This window comes from Streptococcus sp. SC1 (assembly GCF_030272855.1).
GTDB lineage: Bacteria > Bacillota > Bacilli > Lactobacillales > Streptococcaceae > Streptococcus.
The window spans coordinates 476,572-494,633 of sequence record NZ_JAQCMU010000001.1 but is presented as its reverse complement, the minus strand read 5'-3'; the positions used below and the strand labels follow the sequence as shown (position 1 = coordinate 494,633).

Sequence of the window (18,062 nt, the reverse complement as noted above, 5' to 3'; positions counted from 1 at the left end):
GACTGTCCTATATTCTATTCTTCAATTGCAGTATCTTCATCAGATACAGCGATATCACCTTCCACTCCCGCAGCAGCTGGGATACCCTCTGTCAGTGGCAAAACAGTCTTAATGGCTGCTAATTCAAATGTCAAGAAAACACCGTCTACGTCCAAGACAACAGTCTTACGCTCTGAATCAACTTCATCAACAGTCCCGTAAAGACCACCAATAGTAATGACTTCATAGCCTTTTTGCAGTTTATTAAGGCTTTCCATACGTTTTTCAGCTTGCTTTTTCTGTGTCCGTACTTGGAAATACATCATCCCTACTAGTACAACAAAAAAAATAATCATCATTGTTGGATTCATTTCTCTTCTCCTTTGGAATTCATCTACTAATTACTATAGCAGATTTTGGCCCGTTTGACAAGGCAGGAAAATATTTTCCAAAAAAATCAGGATGCCTAGCACCCTGACTTTATGTCTTTTATTCAAGATTTTTAACAACTTCTGCTACGTGCTCAACTGTAAAGCCGTATTCTTCCAGAACCTTGCCTGCTGGAGCAGATGCACCGAACTGGTCGATTCCGATAACTGCACCGTCTAGACCGACATACTTGTACCAAGGCTGGCTAGCTGCCATCTCAATCGCTACACGGCGACGAACTGCATTTGGCAGAATTTCTTCTTTGTAGGCTGCATCTTGAGCGTCAAAAAGCTCTGTTGATGGCACGCTGACCACGCGGATTTTAGCGCCTTCTGCTGCAAGTGCTTTAGCAGCTGCAACAGCCAAATTAACCTCAGAACCAGAAGCCAACAAGATAGTATCGAAATCTGCTCCTGTTTCGTAGACTACATAAGCACCTTTAGCGACCTTGTCAAAGTCTGTGCCTTCTTCGACTGTCAGATTTTGACGGGTCAAGACCAGAGCAGTCGGAGTAGATTGGCTCTTAAGGGCTAAATACCAAGCTGCCTGGGTTTCACGTGCATCTGCTGGGCGAAGGACAGTCAAGTTTGGAATCGCACGCAGACCAGCCAAGTGCTCAATCGGCTCATGAGTCGGACCGTCTTCACCAACCGCAATTGAATCGTGAGTGAAGACATAAGTCACTGGCAAACCTTGCAGAGCAGACAAACGGACAGCTGCCTTAACATAATCTGAGAAGACGAAGAAGGTACCACCGTAAACGCGAAGTCCACCATGAAGCGCCATACCGTTGAGAATTGTTCCCATAGCAAACTCGCGCACACCAAATTGGATATTGCGGTTGAGACGGTGGGCATCATCTTGCAGGCCATCCTCCTTGATATAGGTCATATTAGAATGAGCCAAGTCAGCAGAACCGCCGAGAAAAGTTGGAAGCACCTTAGCTGCTGCATTGAGGGCATCCTGACTAGAATTACGAGTCGCTTGAGAGAAGCCATTTTCAAGCACTGGGAAGTCTTCTGGTTTGATTTCTACTGGATCCTGACCAGCAATGATAGCTGTTACTTCTGCTGCCAATTCTGGATGGGCTTGCTTGTAGTCCTCTACCAGCTGTTTCCAAGCATCGTATGCCGCTGCACCACGCTCTGCCACATTTGTACGGTAATCTGCATAGACTTCCTCAGGAATCTCAAATGGCGCATAGTCCCAACCCAAGGCTTGACGTGTGGCTTCCGCTTCTTCTGCTCCTAAAGGAGCACCATGAACTGCATTGGTTCCTTGCTTGTTTGGAGAACCGTAACCGATAACCGTCTTAACTTCAATCAAAGATGGCTTGCCAGAAGCTTTCGCTTCATTGATAGCTGCATCAATCGCTGCAATATCCGTTCCGTCTTCGACTAAAGCAGTATGCCAACCATAGGCTTCATAGCGGGCACGAACATTTTCTGTAAAGGAATCCTTAGTTTCCCCATCCAAGTTGATATCATTTGAATCGTAGAGAACAACCAACTTGTCCAGCTTTTGCAGGCCAGCGTAAGAAGCCGCCTCAGCTGAAACTCCCTCCATCAAATCGCCATCACCACAGATGACATAAGTGTAATGGTCAAAAATCGGGTAGCCTTCACGATTATACTTGGCAGCCAAGAAACGCTCTGCCTGAGCAAATCCAGTCGCTGTAGAAATCCCTTGTCCCAATGGTCCAGTCGTCGCATCAACTCCAGCCGTATGACCAAACTCTGGGTGACCTGGTGTCTTAGAGCCCCATTGGCGGAAGTTTTTGATTTCCTCCATGCTGACATCTTTAAAGCCAGACAGATGGAGCAAGGCATAAAGCAACATAGAGCCGTGTCCTGCAGACAGAACGAAGCGATCGCGGTTAATCCAATTTGGCTCTTCTGGATTGATACGCAGTTGTTTAGTAAATAGGTCGTAAGCCATTGGCGCAGCACCCATCACGACGCCGGGGTGACCTGACTTAGACTTTTCAATCGCGTCAATTCCTAAAAAGCGAATGGCATTAACAGATAATTGTGACATTGAATTCTCCTTATAAAAAATTTAGCGGGCTGCTACAACCAGCAGACATTCCTACGCTCATTTTTCTTATTTCCATTATATGAAATTTTTGCCTTTCCTGCAATAATGGAAAGGCTATTCTTTCCTTCAGTAAAAGAATCCCACAAGCAAGCACTCATAGAATTCTAGTTATATATTTCCCTGTAAAATCGGCTACTTATTGAATAGTAATACCATATTTTTCATGATTTTCTTCGTACCAATTAATCAGAGCAATAGCCGTTTGATAAGTAATATTCTTAATCTTGCTGCTACCTTTGACCAGTGTCAAGATGCTCATTTTGCTGATGTTGGCATCTGTCGCCACACGATAGCTGGTCAAAACTCCATCGATTAGTAATTGAATAACAGCTTCTACCTTTTTATAATCAGACATTGTAGTAATATCCAATTTCTCCATTTTGCATTCCTTCCATAACATTTATCTTTTCCTAACCATTATACACTTTTCTATGGTATTTACATATATAAATGCTTGGAGCGTTAGAAAAGAGGAAATTGGCTGATTATTTCTGGCTAGTTTAGCTAGATTTTGAGAAGGTTGACAAGCGACGAAAGTGAGCATTAGTCCATATAGGATAGCAGGTAGCCGTAGCCTTCCTCTTCCATTTGCTCTTTCGGGATAAATCGCAGAGCTGCTGAATTGATGCAGTAGCGCAGACCGCCTAATTCCTGCGGACCGTCGGTAAAGACGTGACCCAAATGGGCATTTCCTGAGCGACTCCGCACTTCAATTCGCTCCATGCCATGACTCAAATCTTGATAATACTTGATAAGCTCGCGAGCGATAGGACGAGCAAAGCTAGGCCAGCCACAACCAGATTCAAACTTGTCAGCCGCAAAAAAGAGTGGTTCGCCAGTTGTCACATCAACATAAATCCCTGCCTCAAAAGTGCTATTGTAAGCATTATGGAAAGGGCGCTCCGTTGCGCTCTGCTGGGTCACCTGATACTGCTCCTCACTTAGCACTGCTTTGAGTTTCTGCTGGCTAGGCTTAGGATAATGGCCCGCATCTACCAAGGGCTGCTCAGCATCCTTGACATTGATATGGCAATAACCCGTCGGATTTTTCTTGAGATAATCCTGATGATAATCCTCGGCCAAGATATAATGGCGCAAGGGCTTTAGCTCTACAGCCAACTTTTGTCCTAATTGCTCCTCCTGCTCAGCAAAAACCTGCTCGATAATGTCGTGATCTTCCTCTCGGACATAGTAAACACCTGTCCGATACTGACGGCCTATATCATTACCCTGTTTGTTGATAGATAAGGGGTCAATGACTCGGAAATAGTAGAGCAAAATTTCTCGCAGGCTGATGTTTTCTTCGTCATAAATTAAGTGCACCGTCTCCGCATGGTCCGTCTGGTGAATGAGCTGGTAGTTGGTGGACTCTACTTGTCCATTGGCATAGCCTACTGTCGTCTCCTCAACGCCTTCAATCCGAGAAAAATATTTCTCCAAGCCCCAGAAACAGCCGCCTGCTAGATAAATTTCTGCCATAAACATCCCTCCAATCTTTTCCTCTATTTTCTCATAAAAAGAGAAACTTTTATAGGATTTTGATTGGGACTTTCTTAGAAATCATATCAAATACTGCGCCCCTATGGATTAGCCAAATTCAATTGTTTCAGCAAAACATAAAAAGACAGGAAATTTCCCATCTTTGATTACAGATTTAGTTCTTTGTATTCTGTTCGGTAACCAATTTGCACAATCCGATCATCTTGGACTAGCAGTGGTCGCTTAATCAGCATGCCGTCGGTCGCCAAAAGTGCGGCTGCCTCCTCAGCAGAAAACTGAGGCACCTTATCCTTGAGCCCCAACTCTCGGTACTTGATACCACTGGTATTAAAGAAAGACTTAATCTCTAAATCTGAATGAGTCATCCATTTCAAAAGTTGCTCTTGGCTAGGCGTTTCCTTGACAATATCCACCGCTTCAAAGTCTACTCCTAATTGATTAAGCTCAGCCTTGGCCTTACGGCAGGTAGAGCATTTTGGGTATTCGATAAATTGTAACATTGTTTTTCCTCCGTCCCTATGATAGCCCAGCTAGCTCCTTCTTGTCAAGCTGAGACTCATTAGAAAAAGCCGACAAGTGAAAGGCTCATCGGCAGGCACAGACGCACTCCATAAAGAAACACCGTCTATTTCTCGATTATTTTTTAATCAAACGCACGCGCACAATATTGTCGCTGTTTTCAAATTTATCAACCAGCTCCTGAATCTTGCCTTCGTCTGACTCATCCAGATCCAGCAGAGTATATGCATAGTCGCCTTTAGAGCGGTTGATGATATTGTCGATATTGATATTTAAATCACTGACCGCTGTTGAAATCCGAGCCACAATATTCGGTACATTTTTGTTAATCAGGGTAATCCGATAAGGCGCTGAGAGAGCCTGACGGACATTAGGGAAATTTACTGAATTGATAATCTCTCCTGTTTCCATGAAACGGCGGATGGTTTTCCCAGCCATAATGGCACAGTTGAGCTCAGCTTCCTCTGTCGAGCCACCCAAATGCGGAAAGACAGTAATCTGTGGATGACGGAGCAGCTCTTCTACACCAAAGTCTGTGATATAGCGCTTGACTACACCAGCTTCTATGGCTTCAAAGAGGGCAGCGTTGTCCACCAGCTCGCCACGAGCAAAGTTGATGAGGGTTGTTCCCTTTTGCATAAGACCAAAAGCAGCCCGATCAAAAGTAGCGCGTGTATCCTCAGTCAGAGGGACGTGGATAGTGATATAATCACTCTTCACAAAGATTTCCTTAATGTCTGCTACCCGCTTGACATGGCTAGAGATATTCCAAGCTGTTTCAATGGATACATAAGGATCATAGCCAAGGACATTCATTCCCAGACGATAGGCATCGTTGGCAATACGGCCACCGATTGCTCCTAACCCAATGACTCCCAAAGTCTTCTCTGCAATCTCTGTCCCAGCAAACTGTTTCTTACCAGCTTCCACTTGCTTGGGAACATCTTCTCCAGAAAGGCCGTTAGCCCAACTGTTAGCTGCGATATAGTCACGAGCAGACAGGAGAATGGAAGCCAAGACCGCTTCTTTCACCGCATTGGCATTGGCTCCTGGTGTGTTGAAGACCACAATTCCCTGAGCCGTTGCCTGATCGACAGGAATATTATTGGTTCCTGCCCCCGCTCGCGCAATGGCTTTGAGCTTGCTTGGAAATTCCTGTCCATGCAGGTTTTGACTGCGCAGGATATAAGCATCCGGATTGTCAGACTTATCTCCGTCAATCTGAAAAGCATTGCCCAGCTCCTTGAGCCCGATTTGATTGATGTTGTTAAAGGTTTTGACACTAAAGACCATAGTTTCCCTCTCTTAAGAATTTTCTTCTTCAAATTTCTGCATAAAGGCAATCAAGTCCTTGACACCTTGGAGCGGAAAGGCATTATAGAGACTAGCTCTCATGCCGCCTACGCTGCGGTGCCCCTTGATATTCTTGAATCCCGCTGCTGCAGCTTCTTTATTAAACTTGGCATCCAGCTCTGGACTTGGAGATACGAAAGGAATATTGGCGACTGAGCGCTGCTCCTTGTAACGGACTGGACTGCGATAAAAGTCCGACTGCTCAATGAAGTCGTACAAAAGGCCAGATTTTTCACGATTACGCTTTTCCATTTCTGCTACGCCACCCAGCTCCTTGACCCACTCAAAGACCAGTTTGGCCATATAGATGGCGAAAGTCGGTGGTGTATTGTAGAGAGAGTCATTGTCCGCCTGAATGCGGTAGTCCAGCATACTAGACAGAACCGGCTCATCATTGAGCAAATCCTCACGAATGATGACCACTGTCACGCCGGCTGGTCCGATATTCTTCTGAGCCCCAGCATAAATCAAACCGAAATCCTCTACTCGGTACTGAGCAGCCAGGATATTAGAAGACATATCCGCTACAATCGGCACGCCATTGGTCGAAGGCAGGTCGTAGATAGCCGTTCCTTCAATGGTATTATTTGTTGTCAGATGCACATAAGCAGCCTGCGGATCAATCTCCTTTTCATCAAACGAAGGAACTTCCGTGTAATTTAAGTCCTCTGACGAAGCCAAAAGAATAGGCTCAAACGGAATGAACTTAGACAGCTTGACTGCTTCAGTGTAAGCTTTCTTTCCCCAAGATCCAGCCACTAGGTAGTAGGCCTTGCCGCCTTGTGCTAGATTAAGCGGAATCATACTAAACTGAGTAGAAGCCCCACCCTGCAGAAATAGCACGCGGTAATTGTCCGGAATAGCCATGAGCTCACGCAGCAAGCTCTCAGCTTCTTTGATAATATCGTCAAATTCCTTGGATCGGTGGGACAGCTCCATCACACTCATGCCACTTTGGGCATAGTCTAAAAACTCAGCCTGAGCTTTTTTCAAGACTTCCTTGGGCAATACTGCCGGTCCAGCAGAAAAATTGTAAATGGTCATATCCTACCTCCAAAAATGTATTTTGTCTATCATATCACAATGTTCAGAAAATTTCTATAATTCTTTCAAAGTTATTTTTCTTTTGGGGAAATTCCCGAACAAAAGGAGGTTTTTGAACAAAAAAACTAGTCGAATAGGACTAGTTTCTGTCTTCTTCATGATAAAGGGCATAGAGTTGGCTCTTATTGCGCCCGTATTTTTTGGCCACTTCTTTAATAGCCTGATTTTTCTTGCTGCCGGATTGGACCAAGCTGTCAATTTCAGCCAAGAGATCCGCATCCGCTTTTTCTTCCTTCTCTAGACTTGCACCAGCCACAATCAGGAGGCACTCGCCCTTAAGAGAGTTTTCCGCTAGATAGTCTATCAACTCAGAAATCCTTCCTCTTTGGTATTCTTCGTAGATTTTGGTGAGCTCACGAACCAAGACCACTGAGCGATCGCCATAAACTTCCAGCATATTTTCCAGCGTAGCCTTGACCCTATGAGGAGATTCGTAAAAGATCTGTGTCTCTGGATAAGCCTTTTTACTCTCGAAAAATTCCTTCTGTTGCCCAGACTTACGAGGCAAGAAACCATAAAAAACATGAGGCTGAGGCGCTAAACCACTGGCAATAAGAGCGGAAATCCCAGCACTGGGCCCCGGAACCGTCACCACAGCAATGTCCTCAGCAATAGCCGCCTTGACCAAATCATGACCCGGATCCGAAATGCTAGGCAAGCCAGCATCGGATACCTGGGCTAGATTTTGACCTGATTTGAGCAAGTCCAGCAAGATCGGTATCTTTTCTTGAGCATTGTGCTCATGAAAGCTGATCTGTCGAGTCTCAATCCCAAAGTGTTTGAGTAGAAGACCTGTATTTCTGGTATCTTCGGCCGCAATGACATCCACTTCCTTGAGGGTATTGACCATGCGAATGCTCATGTCATCCATATTTCCAATGGGAGTCGCCACCAAATACAGTTTGCCGTAAGGCGACTGTCCCTTAAAACTCTTCTGAATCTGCATTTCTACTCCCTGAATAACAACTCATCGCAGAACATGCACTCTGCATCGTTTTCTCGGCGTTGACCATAGAAATCTGTACACACATGAAAACCATCGTAATACAGTTTGCGAAGATTGTCCCGATTTTTATTGATTTTAACCGGTGCTGCTTGCTCTACCTCACCTAGTCGCTCTCTCAGCTTGTCATTTTCTAGCTGGAGGACGATATTTTCCTCTACGACACTCTTGAGATTTTTCTTGATGGCCTCTACCTCGGCAAGGGTCACTAAAAGCGTCTGAGAAAAATCATCCAAGGCATCAAATAGTTCTTTTTTATTCATTGTCTGCTCCTATCTTGCTTGGGCACTGGCTTTTAAAATCATGTATTCCAGAGCATTTTGAAAAGATACATTGGCTCGCCACATCTTCTTTGCTTCCAAGAGATCTTCCAGTTTCTTGCGACCTGCCTCGCTTCCAAGTTCCTTGGCCAGCAAGACTTCCAAGATTTTAAAGACCTGCTCCTGTTTATCCTTGTCCTCAGCCAGTTTAGCCAGCTTGGCCACTTGGAGATAAGCCTGATTCTCATTGGTCAAGGCAGCCTTGACAAAGCGCTGACTCTCACTGACCAGCTCAAAGAAAGGCTTGTTGGACACCAGCTGATCGGCCTCTTCCTGGGTCTGGCTATATGCAGCCAGCAACTCAGCCTGACTTTTAATTAAGCCAGCCTCTTCCAGCTGGTGCTGGAGAGCAGCCTGATCCTTCCGAAAGTGAAAAATCTGTGTTCGGCTCTTGATGGTAGGCAACATCAGATGCTCATCGGCTGTCAAAAGAAAGATGTAAATCTCACTCTGAGGCTCTTCGATGACCTTGAGGAGGGAATTAGCAGCATTGACATGCATCTTATCTGCATCACAGATGATAAAGACCTGTCTATTGCCCTCCATACCGCTCTGGGAGAAATTTCTCACTAACTCACGAATGCGCTCCGTTTTGATAATACCATTCACTGGCCGCACAACCGTCACATCTGAGAAATCCTCACTCTCAATCAAGCGACAAGCCCGACAAGTACCGCAGGGCCAAACTCCCTGACGGTTCTCACAAAAGAGACTCTGGGACAAGGTCAAAGCCATGGTAAAACTAGAAAAATTTCCCGAAAATAAATAAGCATGATTGAGCCGCCCTGCTTCCAATATTTGCTGAAAAGTTTCTGTAAGCTTAGGCTGAGACTGACGTAAATCTTCTACTGTCATTTTTCTTTGATAAAACGCTCTTTGATAACTGCCAAACTGTCGGCCACTACTTGCTCTAGCGGCTGACTAGCATCTATCTTAACGACACGTTCTGGTTCCTTTTCTAAAATAGTCAGATAGCCTTGACGCACGCGCTCATGCAGGTCGAGACCTTCCAAATCCAAACGATTGACTTCACGCTCCTTATTTCGAGCAATGCGAGCCAGCCCTTCCTTGACATCAATATCGAAATAAAGAGTCAAATCCGGCTTGAGGCCATCTGTTGCAAACTGATTGAGCCATTCTACATCGTCAACTGCCAAGCCCCGGCCGTAGCCTTGGTAGGCTACCGAGCTATCAATAAAACGATCTTGCAAGACCCATGTCCCTTGCTCCAAGGCGGGCAGAACCTTCTCCGCCAAATGCTGACATCGGCTGGCAATATAAAGCAGCAGCTCCGTCTTAGCATCCATGGCTGTGTGCCCCTTATCCAAAATCACCTCGCGGATTTTTTCAGAAATAGCGACACCGCCAGGCTCTCTCGTCGTCAGCAACTCATAGCCCATCTCTTTCAGCTGAGGAAGCAAAGCCTCTAATACACTGGTCTTCCCAGCACCTTCTGGCCCTTCTAGTGATATAAAAACACCTTTTTTCATCGTTTTCCTTTTACATTCATTCTGCCATTGGATGCAGAAATTCCTATTTTAGTCTATGCTTTATTGTACCAAAAATTATCCCAAAAGCCCATAGAAGAATTTCTCGAAAACTATTTCATATTATTTTCAAAAATGAAAACTTTTGATAAAATAGAGTCAGAAAATTCTTAGGAGAGTCTAATGTTTAAATTTAAAAATGTACTGGCCATCATTCTGGGGGCTGGAATTTTTTCTTTTGGGATTCATTATTTGGTGATTCCTTTTCACTTATATGAGGGCGGAGCAACGGGGATCACCTTGATTGTCTACTACCTGTTCAAGATTCCTGTATCAACCACCAATTTGGTCATCAATATTCCACTCTTTATTCTCGCTTGGAAATTACTGGGAAATCGCACCCTTTACCTTAGTATTTTAGGAACTTTCTCTGTATCAGCTTGGCTCAAAGTATTCGAGATGCTGCCTGCCTCCAAACATTTACAAGACTATTTCTTTTCTTCCTTAGACGGCGACGTCTTACTGGCCTGCCTTGGAACAGGAATTATTCTTGGAGTTGGTTTAGGCATCATTTTCAATGCCGGGGGAACGACTGGTGGTACCGATATCGTAGCTCGTATCTTCAATAAATATACCAGTATCTCCATGGGCCGCCTCATGCTGACAGTCGACTTTATCGTGATTTCTCTGGTTCTTTTAGTCTTTAAAGATCTACGCATGGTTTCTTATACACTCATGTTTGTCTTTATCACCTCTCGTGTTATTGACTTGATTGCTGAAGGTGGTTTCGCGGGCAAAGGCTTCCTGATTGTCACCAGCAAACCAATAGAACTAGCTGAAGCTATCAATGAAAAACTTGGAAGAGGCGTTACCTATCTGCAAGGACAGGGCTTCTATAGCAAGCAAGATTTGCAAATCGTTTATTGCGTTGTCTCTCGTAACGAAATGCAGCAAATGAAGAAACTCATCAATGACATCGATCCATTTGCCTTTACAACTATTACAGAAGCCCATGAAATTTTAGGAGAAGGTTTTACCTTAGACTCTAATAAACAGCCTATCGTCAAATAAATTAATCCTACACGAAAAGACTTCAGAATGAACAATCATTCTGAAGTCTTTTTTAGTCTAAGTTATTCAATAATTGAATCAGGGTTTCAGCTGAGCGCTTCCCTGCTTCTAGGATAAATTCATCAAAAGTGATATTGGCATCATGGCTAGCTGTATCGCTCATCGCACGAATGACCATAAAAGGCAAACCAAGAGAATGAGCAGCTTGAGCAATGGCTGCTCCCTCCATCTCTACTGCCAAGACATCAGGAAAATGCTCCTTAATTTGGTCAATCTTGTCCTGTCCAGCGATAAAGCTATCTCCCGTCGCAATCAAACCAACTCGGCTCGTCTGCTGGGTCTTTTCCAGCACTGCTTTCATCTCCTCAACTAAGTAGCGACTGGCTTCATAGTAGAGGGGTTGCCGTGCCATTTGACCGTAGTCATAGCCAAAAGCTGTCACATCCACATCATGGTAGACCAAACGATCTGCCACCACTACATCTCCAATTTCTAGACCTGGAGCCACTGCTCCAGCGGAACCCGTATTGATGACCGCCGTCACCTCAAAATCATTGGCTAAAACAGCCACACTCATGGCTGACATGACTTTGCCGATTCCACTTTCCACCAAGACAACCTCATGATGGCCAATCCGACCAGTATAATAAACATGCCCTAGGCGCTGGTGTTTCTCAGCCATCTCCAGATGCTCTACCAGCAGCTTCAATTCCTCAGGCATAGCCGCGATAATTCCGATTTTCATGATTTATTCTTTCCTTTTTTACATTAAAAAGAGGGAGAGGAGGCAGAGTTTCATTTTCTCGTTTCCGTCACTCCCCTTCTTTATCATAGCCAAATAATGGCCGCAATTAATCCAATCAAAAGAAGTACAATCCAGAACAGGATTTTGTTTAACTTAGCCTGAAAAATACTTCGTTTTTGATTTTCGATTCGACGACTTTTGATAACTGTCGGTTCAACTTCAATCTGCAGAGTATCCTGATTGACAGCTTGCCGTGGAGCAGCATAACCGAAAGTTCCTTTTCTAGCAATAGAAATGACCTTAGTTTCTTCATCGTCCATCAGCAAGGGACCATCAATATGTTCTCCACGATTGGCCCGCTCAATGATTTCATCTGTTAATAAAGCTTTTCCCATTGATCTACGTTCCTATTTATTCAGATTTTTTTGTTGCCAGTACTGAAGGGCCATGATGGTCTTGGCATCACAAATGTCACCATTTTGCAGCAACTGCTCCGCCTCCTCCAGACTAACTTCAAAAAGTTCCAATGTTTCATCTTCGTCTTGGGGACGAGGGTTTTCGACCTTTGTTAAATGGCTGGCGCTGTAGAGCTTGATTTTTTCATTGCAAAAACCGATAGCAGAGTAGAAATCATAGACCAACTCCAACTGCCCAGTGTAGCCAGTCTCTTCTTCTAATTCTCGGAGGGCAGCCGCTTGGGGATCTGCATTCTCTCCTACCTCCAGCTTGCCAGCTGGAATCTCGTAAGAAGTCGCTTCAATGGCCTTGCGGTACTGCTTGACTAAAATCATCTTATTTTCCGAAGTGATGGCAATCACAGCCACCGCCCCATTATGAAAAATCAAATCCCGTTGGGCTTGACCTTTGCCTTCTGGCAGCTCCACTTGGTCCTGAACCACTTTAAAAATCGGTCCTTGATAAATCTCCGTCCGTTGGACGGTTTTTTCTTCAAATTCCATGGTTGCACCTACTTATTTTGAGGGTGATGAGGGAGACGCTTAGCGTATTCTGCCATATTGGTCTGGCGACCACGTCCTAGCGCGATAGCATCTGCTGGAACACTCTTTGTAATAGTCGAGCCTGCACCAACCAATGAATTGTCACCCAACTCTACTGGAGCAACGATAGTTGAATTAGAGCCGACAAAAACATTATTCCCAATCAGCGTCTTATACTTATTCTGCCCATCGTAATTGGCCGTAATTGTACCAGCCCCAATATTGACATTGGCTCCCAGTTCAGCGTTTCCAAGATAGGCTAGATGGCCAGCTTTAGTGTTTTCACCTAGCGAAGACGCCTTGACTTCAACGAAATTACCAACATGGACATCCTTGGCCAGACTAGAACCTGGACGGATATGGGCGTAAGGACCGACCGTCACACCATCTGCCAAGCTAGACTCTTCAATCATCGAGTTTGTAATGACCGCTCGCTGACCAATTTCTGAATCTACAATATAAGTCCCATTGGTCAGGATCGTCTCTGCCCCAATCTTGGTTTGACCTTTCAGAGTCACGTTGGCTTCAATTTGCACTTCAGGCGCGATTTCTACATCTACATCAATATAGGTCGCATCTGGATTGACAAAGCTGACACCGTTAATCATGTGCTGCTGGTTAATTCGGCGACGCATAATGCTTTCAGCTGTCGCCAAAGCCACGCGGTCATTGACACCGAGGCTTTCATCAAAGTCTTTCAGCGTATAAGCACCAACTTTTTCACCATTCTCGCGGAAAATGCCAATCACATCTGTGATATAGTATTCGCCTTGAGCATTGTTGGTATTGATATTTTTGAGGGCCTCAAAGAGACGGGCATTATCAAAGACATAAGTACCCGTATTGATTTCCTTGATTTGCTGCTCAAAATCTGAAGCATCTTTTTGCTCAACGATTTTGATCACTTCTCCGTGCTGGTTGCGCACGATCCGGCCATAACCAAATGGATTGTCCGCTTCTGCTGTCAGGATTGTCGCAACATTCTTGTGATTGATATGAAAATCAATCAAATTTTTCAAGCTTTCTCCCGTAATCAGGGGAGTGTCGCCAGCAATGACCAAGGTTTGACCAGTTAGATTTTCCAAAACAGGCTCGGCCATCATAACCGCGTGACCAGTTCCCAGCTGCTCGGTCTGACGGACAAACTCTGTCTGACCAGCCAAGACTTGCTCGACCAGCTCCGCCTTGTGCCCGATAACAGTAACAGTCTTCTCAGGCTCAATCGCACTAACACTGCGGAAAACGTGCTCTAGCATGGAAATTCCTGCTACCTTGTGCAATACCTTTGGTAAATCTGATTTCATGCGGGTACCCTTACCCGCAGCCAAAATAACGGCATAATTTGTCATAAATGAACTCTTTTCTCTAAGATATTACCCTTATTATACCACTAAAAGAGAATTTTTTAAAATGCTAATTGCAGAAGCAGGGAATCGCACTTAGAGAAAAAGATTTATGAACCAAATCACTCTGCTCAATTTGCAATCCACTCCATCCAGACCAATTCTTTAAAGTTCTTTTAGCGGAAAACGTTTTTTTCCTTCGTTTATACTAGCTTTTGATAGCAGCGAATGACCAGCAAATTGTTCTCCTTAAACACTATAGGTCTATTGCTTCTATTATCAAAATTTAGTTGGTGATTACACATTTAAAATTGATAAGTAATGAAATATTTGCTATAATGACATAAAATCAAATGTTCACCCCCTGCCTTATAAAGTGCAGGAAAGTCTCAAATCTGCTAGGACAATGCTATTATTATGTGATCCACTGTGGAATGATGCAATCCAAGGATTGTGAACTCCACTTCCTAATTTTCTTTTTTACTCAGCCAATTATATATTCAAAGTTGTAAGGAGATGTTAGTTATGATCTTTACTAAAAATCGCAAGAAGAGAGATGAATACTACCAACAGATTGACAGGATCTATAATAACGATAGTATCATCATTAGCTCAAAGCTACGGGAAGAGCTCCTAAATAGTGCCAAAGGGCTACAGAAGGGGGACCAAATCAGTTATTTGGCATTTAAGTTGTATCCTTTTGTATGTGATGAGGTGCTCAAGAATAAGTCCGATGAATTGATCGCATTCAAAAAATACCTTGAAAAAACAAGATGGAAATATTATTGGGGAAGTATTGCTTGGAATGGCATTTGTTAGAGCATAAGTTGCAACTGGCACTTTTGAAAATATCAAGATGAATACGTAAATCATCTTCCGATATGGTATGATGATCAAAAACTCATAGAATCTCATAGTGGAGCTGGTGGTCTAGCAACTTACAGTTCACACTAGTTGAGGCTCTGTGAGTTTTTTTCTTGTACGATATTTACAATCTAGCCATAAAAAAGAGAAGACCAAGTTGATCTTCTCCATATTATGACTTCTCTTCAATCCACTACAATTTAAAATTAGCCCCATAGTAGAAAGAACTGGACCAAAAATGAATCATTTTTTGATCTTATTCCCAACCTCTTCCTCTTTAATGTTCTGTGATGTATTTATAAACTTCTTGGCCTGCTACTGCTCCGTCTCCAACGGCTGTGGTGATTTGGCGTAGGTCTTTCTGACGGACATCACCAATGGCATAAATGCCGTCAATAGCTGTTTTCATATGTTGATCCGTCACAATCCAGCCAGCTTCATCGCAAATACCCAGATCTTTGACAAAGTCGCTAACAGGATCTAGGCCGACATAAACAAAGACGCCGCCAAAGTCTGACTCGCTGATTTGTCCCGTTTTTACATTTTCAAAAACCACACTGGTTACCCTACGGTCATCTCCTTTGATTTCTTTTACAACGGAATCCCAAATAAAGCTGATTTTTTCATTGGCAAAGGCCCGCTCCTGCAAGAGCTTTTGCGCCCGCAGTTGGTCACGACGGTGAACAATGGTCACAGACTTTGCAAAGCGCGTGAGGAAAATCGCTTCTTCAACGGCAGAATCGCCGCCTCCGACCACTAAGAGATCTTCATCACGGAAAAAGGCACCGTCGCAGACCGCACAGTAGGAAACGCCGCGGCTATTGTATTCTTCCTCTCCAGGAACTCCTAGATGACGATGGTTGGCGCCAGGAGCCAAAATCACTGTCTTGGTTTCAAAGACCTCATCCTCAGTAATGATTTTCTTAAAGTCGCCATGGTCTTCAATTTTCTCAACTTGACCAAACAAATGCTCTACGCCTAGATTCTCTAGGGGCTCAAACATCTTTTCAGCTAGCTCTGGTCCGCTGATACGAGCATAACCGGGATAATTTTCAATCTCCGCAGTATTATTCATCTGGCCGCCGTAAATTCCGCGTTCCAGCAAGGCCACTTTTAAATTGCTTCTAGCTGCATAGAGGGCTGCTGTCATTCCCGCAGGACCAGCTCCAATAATCATTGTATCGTACATCATCTTTTTCCTTTCTCTTTGTTGTAACTACAGTTATTCTAACAAACTAGCGCATCTTTTACAAGTATTTAAGCTTTAAGAACAACCAGTAAACCAAAAATCGCAAAAGACAAAATTGGAATCGTCATAATTGTAATCAAAAGAAGATCGTAAATTTGGCTTTGGCCTACCGCAAGAGTTCGATCCTTGCGACCGAGCCGCTGCAATAAAAGCCACAAACCATCGGCAAGTCCTACCAGAATCGTCGTATAGATGAGACTTTGGATATAGAGAGAAAAAATTTTAATTAACATGTCAGCTCCTAAATAATCAGTTGCCTTAAAAAGGTTTTAGTCGAAAACAAACCCAGCTGGTCTAGCCAACTGAGCTTTCACTTTTTCTATTATATCAAATATAAGTCCGTTTGTAACTAGCAAAGAATTCTTTGGTTCTAGCTTCCTTGGGATGATTGATAATCTCCTCTGGACTACCTGACTCGATAATATGCCCCTTATCCAAGAAAAGCACCCGATCTGCTACCTGAGAAACAAAAGATATATCGTGGCTGACCAGAATCATGGTTTGTCCTGCTTTGGCAGCGTCGGCAATGGATTTCTCTACCTCACCGACTAGCTCTGGGTCAAGGGCTGAGGTCGGCTCATCAAGCAAGAGAACATCTGGCTTCATGGCCAAGGCTCGCGCTAAAGCAACCCGCTGTTTTTGACCGCCTGATAAATGCTTGGGATAATGATTCTCACGATCAGACAGGCCAACCTTTGCCAACTCTTCCTTGGCAATTTTAGTCGCTTCTTGGTCAGACAAATTTTTAACTACCAGCAAACCTTCCTTGACATTTTCCAGAGCTGTCCGACGGGAAAATAAATTGAACTGTTGGAAAACCATAGCCAATTTTCGACGCAAAGTCAAGATTTCATCTGGTGAAATAGTTGAAAAATCCACCTTGAAGTTATCAATTTCAATCCTTCCGCTGTCTGGCTGTTCCAGAAAATTAAGACTGCGCAGGAAGGTTGATTTACCAGCACCTGAGGAGCCTATTAGAGCAATGACTTCGCCTTTTTGAATTTCCAAACTTAGATTATCCAAGACCTTTTGGCCAGAAAATTCCTTACTTAACTGGGAAATTTTAATCATCAAATCCTACCTCCTTGCGCTTGCTCCATTTTTTCCAGCTTGGCTGGCGCCTTGATATCCATAGCTTTTTCAATCGCACGACCGATTTGCTCAATCACGATATTGACAATCCAGTAAATAATGGAAACGGAAATAAAGCGCTCAAAATAACGATAATCCGACCCACCGATAGCCTGAGCCTTGGCAAAGACTTCTACGACGCCCGCACTAAAGGCCAGAGAGGTTCCCTTGGTCAAGCCGATGAGAGAGTTGATCAGAGTCGGTGTTGCCACAACTGCTGCATTTGGAATGATGACCCGCAAATAGACTTGGCGATTGGTCATTCCCAGACTGCGAGCGGCTTCAATCTCACCCGGATCCACCGAAAGAATGGCTGCCCGAATCGTCTCGCTGGCATAAGCCGCTTCATTAAAAGCAAAGGCAATAATGGCAAAGACTGAGGCAGGAATAGCATTGATATTAAAAGTCGTCCCATACTTTTGATTGATGGCTTTCAGCAGGAGTGGAATCCCAAAATAAGTCAGCATGAGCTGAACCAAAAGGGGCGTCCCACGGAGGAAGCTCACAAAAAGAGCCTGAATAGGATACAAAATTCTTGTGCGGTTAATCTTAACCACTGCGAAGATCATGGCCAAGATGATGCCGAAAAATGCCCCACCCAGCGTCAACAAAAGTGTGACAGGCAAGGTTTTCAGGATCGCTGGAATGGCATCAAAAACAGCACGTAAACTAAATAATTTGCCGTCTGGGAGGAGCTTCAAAAGCTCTTCATACCAGTTTGCAGCTAGGATATAAGTTGTAAACATTTTAATTACTTCTCTTTCTCGATAATGCATTATTCTATCATAATTTGCCCCAGATGCAAACTATTTGGCATCAAGAATAGATAATCTTTAAACCTTCAATAGCTAAGTGGGAAATGACAATAAA

At 44.0% G+C, this 18,062-nt stretch carries 21 protein-coding genes; 2 read left to right on the top strand and 19 right to left on the bottom strand.

The window, feature by feature from the left end:
- Positions 1 to 14 precede the first annotated feature (14 nt).
- From yajC to tmk, 11 genes are all read right to left on the bottom strand, one after another.
- On the bottom strand, positions 15 to 350 hold the full coding sequence (gene yajC / locus PAN94_RS02585) for a preprotein translocase subunit YajC (protein ID WP_005591861.1): 336 nt from the start codon (positions 348 to 350) through the stop codon (positions 15 to 17).
- A 118-nt stretch (positions 351 to 468) separates the two neighbouring features.
- Positions 469 to 2,445 (bottom strand): transketolase, encoded by a 1,977-nt coding sequence (gene tkt, locus PAN94_RS02580; protein ID WP_045500856.1) that lies wholly within the window; start codon positions 2,443 to 2,445, stop codon positions 469 to 471.
- A gap of 196 nt (positions 2,446 to 2,641) precedes the next feature.
- Entirely contained in the window at positions 2,642 to 2,884 is a 243-nt protein-coding gene (locus tag PAN94_RS02575) for a hypothetical protein (RefSeq protein WP_005592291.1), read from the bottom strand.
- Between the two features lie 164 nt (positions 2,885 to 3,048).
- The gene (gene msrB / locus PAN94_RS02570; protein ID WP_048792203.1) at positions 3,049 to 3,984 is read right to left on the bottom strand and encodes a peptide-methionine (R)-S-oxide reductase MsrB; all 936 of its coding nucleotides are present in this window, start codon (positions 3,982 to 3,984) and stop codon (positions 3,049 to 3,051) included.
- Between the two features lie 167 nt (positions 3,985 to 4,151).
- A complete protein-coding gene (locus PAN94_RS02565; RefSeq protein ID WP_048792204.1) occupies positions 4,152 to 4,505 on the bottom strand; it encodes an arsenate reductase family protein in 354 nt (117 codons plus the stop codon).
- Between the two features lie 136 nt (positions 4,506 to 4,641).
- Positions 4,642 to 5,817 carry a 3-phosphoglycerate dehydrogenase family protein gene (locus PAN94_RS02560; RefSeq protein WP_048792205.1) on the bottom strand — a complete coding sequence of 392 codons (1,176 nt, stop codon included), beginning with the start codon at positions 5,815 to 5,817 and terminating at the stop codon, positions 4,642 to 4,644.
- A 12-nt stretch (positions 5,818 to 5,829) separates the two neighbouring features.
- A complete protein-coding gene (gene serC / locus PAN94_RS02555; protein ID WP_048792206.1) occupies positions 5,830 to 6,921 on the bottom strand; it encodes a 3-phosphoserine/phosphohydroxythreonine transaminase in 1,092 nt (363 codons plus the stop codon).
- A gap of 139 nt (positions 6,922 to 7,060) precedes the next feature.
- The gene (gene rsmI, locus PAN94_RS02550) at positions 7,061 to 7,927 is read right to left on the bottom strand and encodes a 16S rRNA (cytidine(1402)-2'-O)-methyltransferase (RefSeq protein WP_048792207.1); all 867 of its coding nucleotides are present in this window, start codon (positions 7,925 to 7,927) and stop codon (positions 7,061 to 7,063) included.
- A 2-nt stretch (positions 7,928 to 7,929) separates the two neighbouring features.
- Positions 7,930 to 8,247, bottom strand: coding sequence for a DNA replication initiation control protein YabA (yabA, locus tag PAN94_RS02545; RefSeq protein WP_005591852.1), 318 nt, complete (start codon positions 8,245 to 8,247; stop codon positions 7,930 to 7,932).
- A gap of 9 nt (positions 8,248 to 8,256) precedes the next feature.
- Positions 8,257 to 9,159 carry a DNA polymerase III subunit delta' gene (locus tag PAN94_RS02540; RefSeq protein WP_048792208.1) on the bottom strand — a complete coding sequence of 301 codons (903 nt, stop codon included), beginning with the start codon at positions 9,157 to 9,159 and terminating at the stop codon, positions 8,257 to 8,259.
- Complete coding sequence (tmk, locus tag PAN94_RS02535) at positions 9,156 to 9,794, bottom strand: dTMP kinase (protein WP_048792209.1); 639 nt, start codon at positions 9,792 to 9,794, stop codon at positions 9,156 to 9,158. Before tmk ends, PAN94_RS02540 begins: the two co-directional genes overlap by 4 nt.
- Positions 9,795 to 9,974: 180 nt before the next feature.
- On the opposite strand from tmk, the gene PAN94_RS02530 reads away from it, so the two are divergent.
- A complete protein-coding gene (locus PAN94_RS02530; protein ID WP_048792210.1) occupies positions 9,975 to 10,862 on the top strand; it encodes a YitT family protein in 888 nt (295 codons plus the stop codon).
- 52 nt (positions 10,863 to 10,914) lie between these two features.
- Here PAN94_RS02530 and PAN94_RS02525 read toward each other — a convergent pair whose 3' ends face one another.
- The 4 genes from PAN94_RS02525 to glmU form a co-directional block, all read right to left on the bottom strand.
- Entirely contained in the window at positions 10,915 to 11,607 is a 693-nt protein-coding gene (locus PAN94_RS02525) for a 5'-methylthioadenosine/adenosylhomocysteine nucleosidase (protein WP_048792211.1), read from the bottom strand.
- Between the two features lie 83 nt (positions 11,608 to 11,690).
- A complete protein-coding gene (macP, locus tag PAN94_RS02520) occupies positions 11,691 to 12,002 on the bottom strand; it encodes a cell wall synthase accessory phosphoprotein MacP (protein ID WP_045500835.1) in 312 nt (103 codons plus the stop codon).
- Positions 12,003 to 12,014: 12 nt separating this feature from the next.
- On the bottom strand, positions 12,015 to 12,566 hold the full coding sequence (locus PAN94_RS02515) for an NUDIX hydrolase (RefSeq protein ID WP_048792212.1): 552 nt from the start codon (positions 12,564 to 12,566) through the stop codon (positions 12,015 to 12,017).
- Between the two features lie 8 nt (positions 12,567 to 12,574).
- Positions 12,575 to 13,954: a bifunctional UDP-N-acetylglucosamine diphosphorylase/glucosamine-1-phosphate N-acetyltransferase GlmU gene (glmU, locus tag PAN94_RS02510; RefSeq protein ID WP_285874455.1), complete on the bottom strand. Its 1,380-nt coding sequence runs from the start codon at positions 13,952 to 13,954 to the stop codon at positions 12,575 to 12,577.
- A 519-nt stretch (positions 13,955 to 14,473) separates the two neighbouring features.
- Here glmU and PAN94_RS02505 point away from each other — a divergent pair.
- Positions 14,474 to 14,767 carry a bacteriocin immunity protein gene (locus PAN94_RS02505; RefSeq protein WP_285874453.1) on the top strand — a complete coding sequence of 98 codons (294 nt, stop codon included), beginning with the start codon at positions 14,474 to 14,476 and terminating at the stop codon, positions 14,765 to 14,767.
- Between the two features lie 322 nt (positions 14,768 to 15,089).
- Here PAN94_RS02505 and trxB read toward each other — a convergent pair whose 3' ends face one another.
- The 4 genes from trxB to PAN94_RS02485 all read right to left on the bottom strand — a co-directional run bounded on the left by trxB (position 15,090) and on the right by PAN94_RS02485 (position 17,938).
- Positions 15,090 to 16,001 carry a thioredoxin-disulfide reductase gene (trxB, locus tag PAN94_RS02500; RefSeq protein ID WP_125383394.1) on the bottom strand — a complete coding sequence of 304 codons (912 nt, stop codon included), beginning with the start codon at positions 15,999 to 16,001 and terminating at the stop codon, positions 15,090 to 15,092.
- 68 nt (positions 16,002 to 16,069) lie between these two features.
- Complete coding sequence (locus PAN94_RS02495) at positions 16,070 to 16,294, bottom strand: DUF4059 family protein (RefSeq protein ID WP_045500825.1); 225 nt, start codon at positions 16,292 to 16,294, stop codon at positions 16,070 to 16,072.
- A gap of 94 nt (positions 16,295 to 16,388) precedes the next feature.
- Positions 16,389 to 17,132 carry an amino acid ABC transporter ATP-binding protein gene (locus PAN94_RS02490; protein ID WP_285874504.1) on the bottom strand — a complete coding sequence of 248 codons (744 nt, stop codon included), beginning with the start codon at positions 17,130 to 17,132 and terminating at the stop codon, positions 16,389 to 16,391.
- Positions 17,132 to 17,938 (bottom strand): amino acid ABC transporter permease, encoded by an 807-nt coding sequence (locus tag PAN94_RS02485; RefSeq protein WP_285874451.1) that lies wholly within the window; start codon positions 17,936 to 17,938, stop codon positions 17,132 to 17,134. The genes PAN94_RS02490 and PAN94_RS02485 overlap by 1 nt, the downstream gene beginning before the upstream one ends.
- Between the last annotated feature and the right edge of the window lie 124 nt (positions 17,939 to 18,062).

What these genes read in the sequence shown, in the direction of transcription:
- yabA (WP_005591852.1), bottom strand. Translation starts at nt 8,247, where the DNA reads ATGAATAAAAAAGAACTATTTGATGCCTTGGATGATTTTTCTCAGACG.
- tkt (WP_045500856.1), bottom strand. Translation starts at nt 2,445, where the DNA reads ATGTCACAATTATCTGTTAATGCCATTCGCTTTTTAGGAATTGACGCG.
- PAN94_RS02515 (WP_048792212.1), bottom strand. Translation starts at nt 12,566, where the DNA reads ATGGAATTTGAAGAAAAAACCGTCCAACGGACGGAGATTTATCAAGGA.
- tmk (WP_048792209.1), bottom strand. Translation starts at nt 9,794, where the DNA reads ATGAAAAAAGGTGTTTTTATATCACTAGAAGGGCCAGAAGGTGCTGGG.
- PAN94_RS02525 (WP_048792211.1), bottom strand. Translation starts at nt 11,607, where the DNA reads ATGAAAATCGGAATTATCGCGGCTATGCCTGAGGAATTGAAGCTGCTG.
- macP (WP_045500835.1), bottom strand. Translation starts at nt 12,002, where the DNA reads ATGGGAAAAGCTTTATTAACAGATGAAATCATTGAGCGGGCCAATCGT.
- trxB (WP_125383394.1), bottom strand. Translation starts at nt 16,001, where the DNA reads ATGTACGATACAATGATTATTGGAGCTGGTCCTGCGGGAATGACAGCA.
- PAN94_RS02505 (WP_285874453.1), top strand. Translation starts at nt 14,474, where the DNA reads ATGATCTTTACTAAAAATCGCAAGAAGAGAGATGAATACTACCAACAG.
- PAN94_RS02495 (WP_045500825.1), bottom strand. Translation starts at nt 16,294, where the DNA reads ATGTTAATTAAAATTTTTTCTCTCTATATCCAAAGTCTCATCTATACG.
- PAN94_RS02565 (WP_048792204.1), bottom strand. Translation starts at nt 4,505, where the DNA reads ATGTTACAATTTATCGAATACCCAAAATGCTCTACCTGCCGTAAGGCC.
- PAN94_RS02490 (WP_285874504.1), bottom strand. Translation starts at nt 17,132, where the DNA reads ATGATTAAAATTTCCCAGTTAAGTAAGGAATTTTCTGGCCAAAAGGTC.
- serC (WP_048792206.1), bottom strand. Translation starts at nt 6,921, where the DNA reads ATGACCATTTACAATTTTTCTGCTGGACCGGCAGTATTGCCCAAGGAA.
- rsmI (WP_048792207.1), bottom strand. Translation starts at nt 7,927, where the DNA reads ATGCAGATTCAGAAGAGTTTTAAGGGACAGTCGCCTTACGGCAAACTG.
- msrB (WP_048792203.1), bottom strand. Translation starts at nt 3,984, where the DNA reads ATGGCAGAAATTTATCTAGCAGGCGGCTGTTTCTGGGGCTTGGAGAAA.
- PAN94_RS02485 (WP_285874451.1), bottom strand. Translation starts at nt 17,938, where the DNA reads ATGTTTACAACTTATATCCTAGCTGCAAACTGGTATGAAGAGCTTTTG.
- PAN94_RS02530 (WP_048792210.1), top strand. Translation starts at nt 9,975, where the DNA reads ATGTTTAAATTTAAAAATGTACTGGCCATCATTCTGGGGGCTGGAATT.
- PAN94_RS02560 (WP_048792205.1), bottom strand. Translation starts at nt 5,817, where the DNA reads ATGGTCTTTAGTGTCAAAACCTTTAACAACATCAATCAAATCGGGCTC.
- PAN94_RS02540 (WP_048792208.1), bottom strand. Translation starts at nt 9,159, where the DNA reads ATGACAGTAGAAGATTTACGTCAGTCTCAGCCTAAGCTTACAGAAACT.
- glmU (WP_285874455.1), bottom strand. Translation starts at nt 13,954, where the DNA reads ATGACAAATTATGCCGTTATTTTGGCTGCGGGTAAGGGTACCCGCATG.
- PAN94_RS02575 (WP_005592291.1), bottom strand. Translation starts at nt 2,884, where the DNA reads ATGGAGAAATTGGATATTACTACAATGTCTGATTATAAAAAGGTAGAA.
- yajC (WP_005591861.1), bottom strand. Translation starts at nt 350, where the DNA reads ATGAATCCAACAATGATGATTATTTTTTTTGTTGTACTAGTAGGGATG.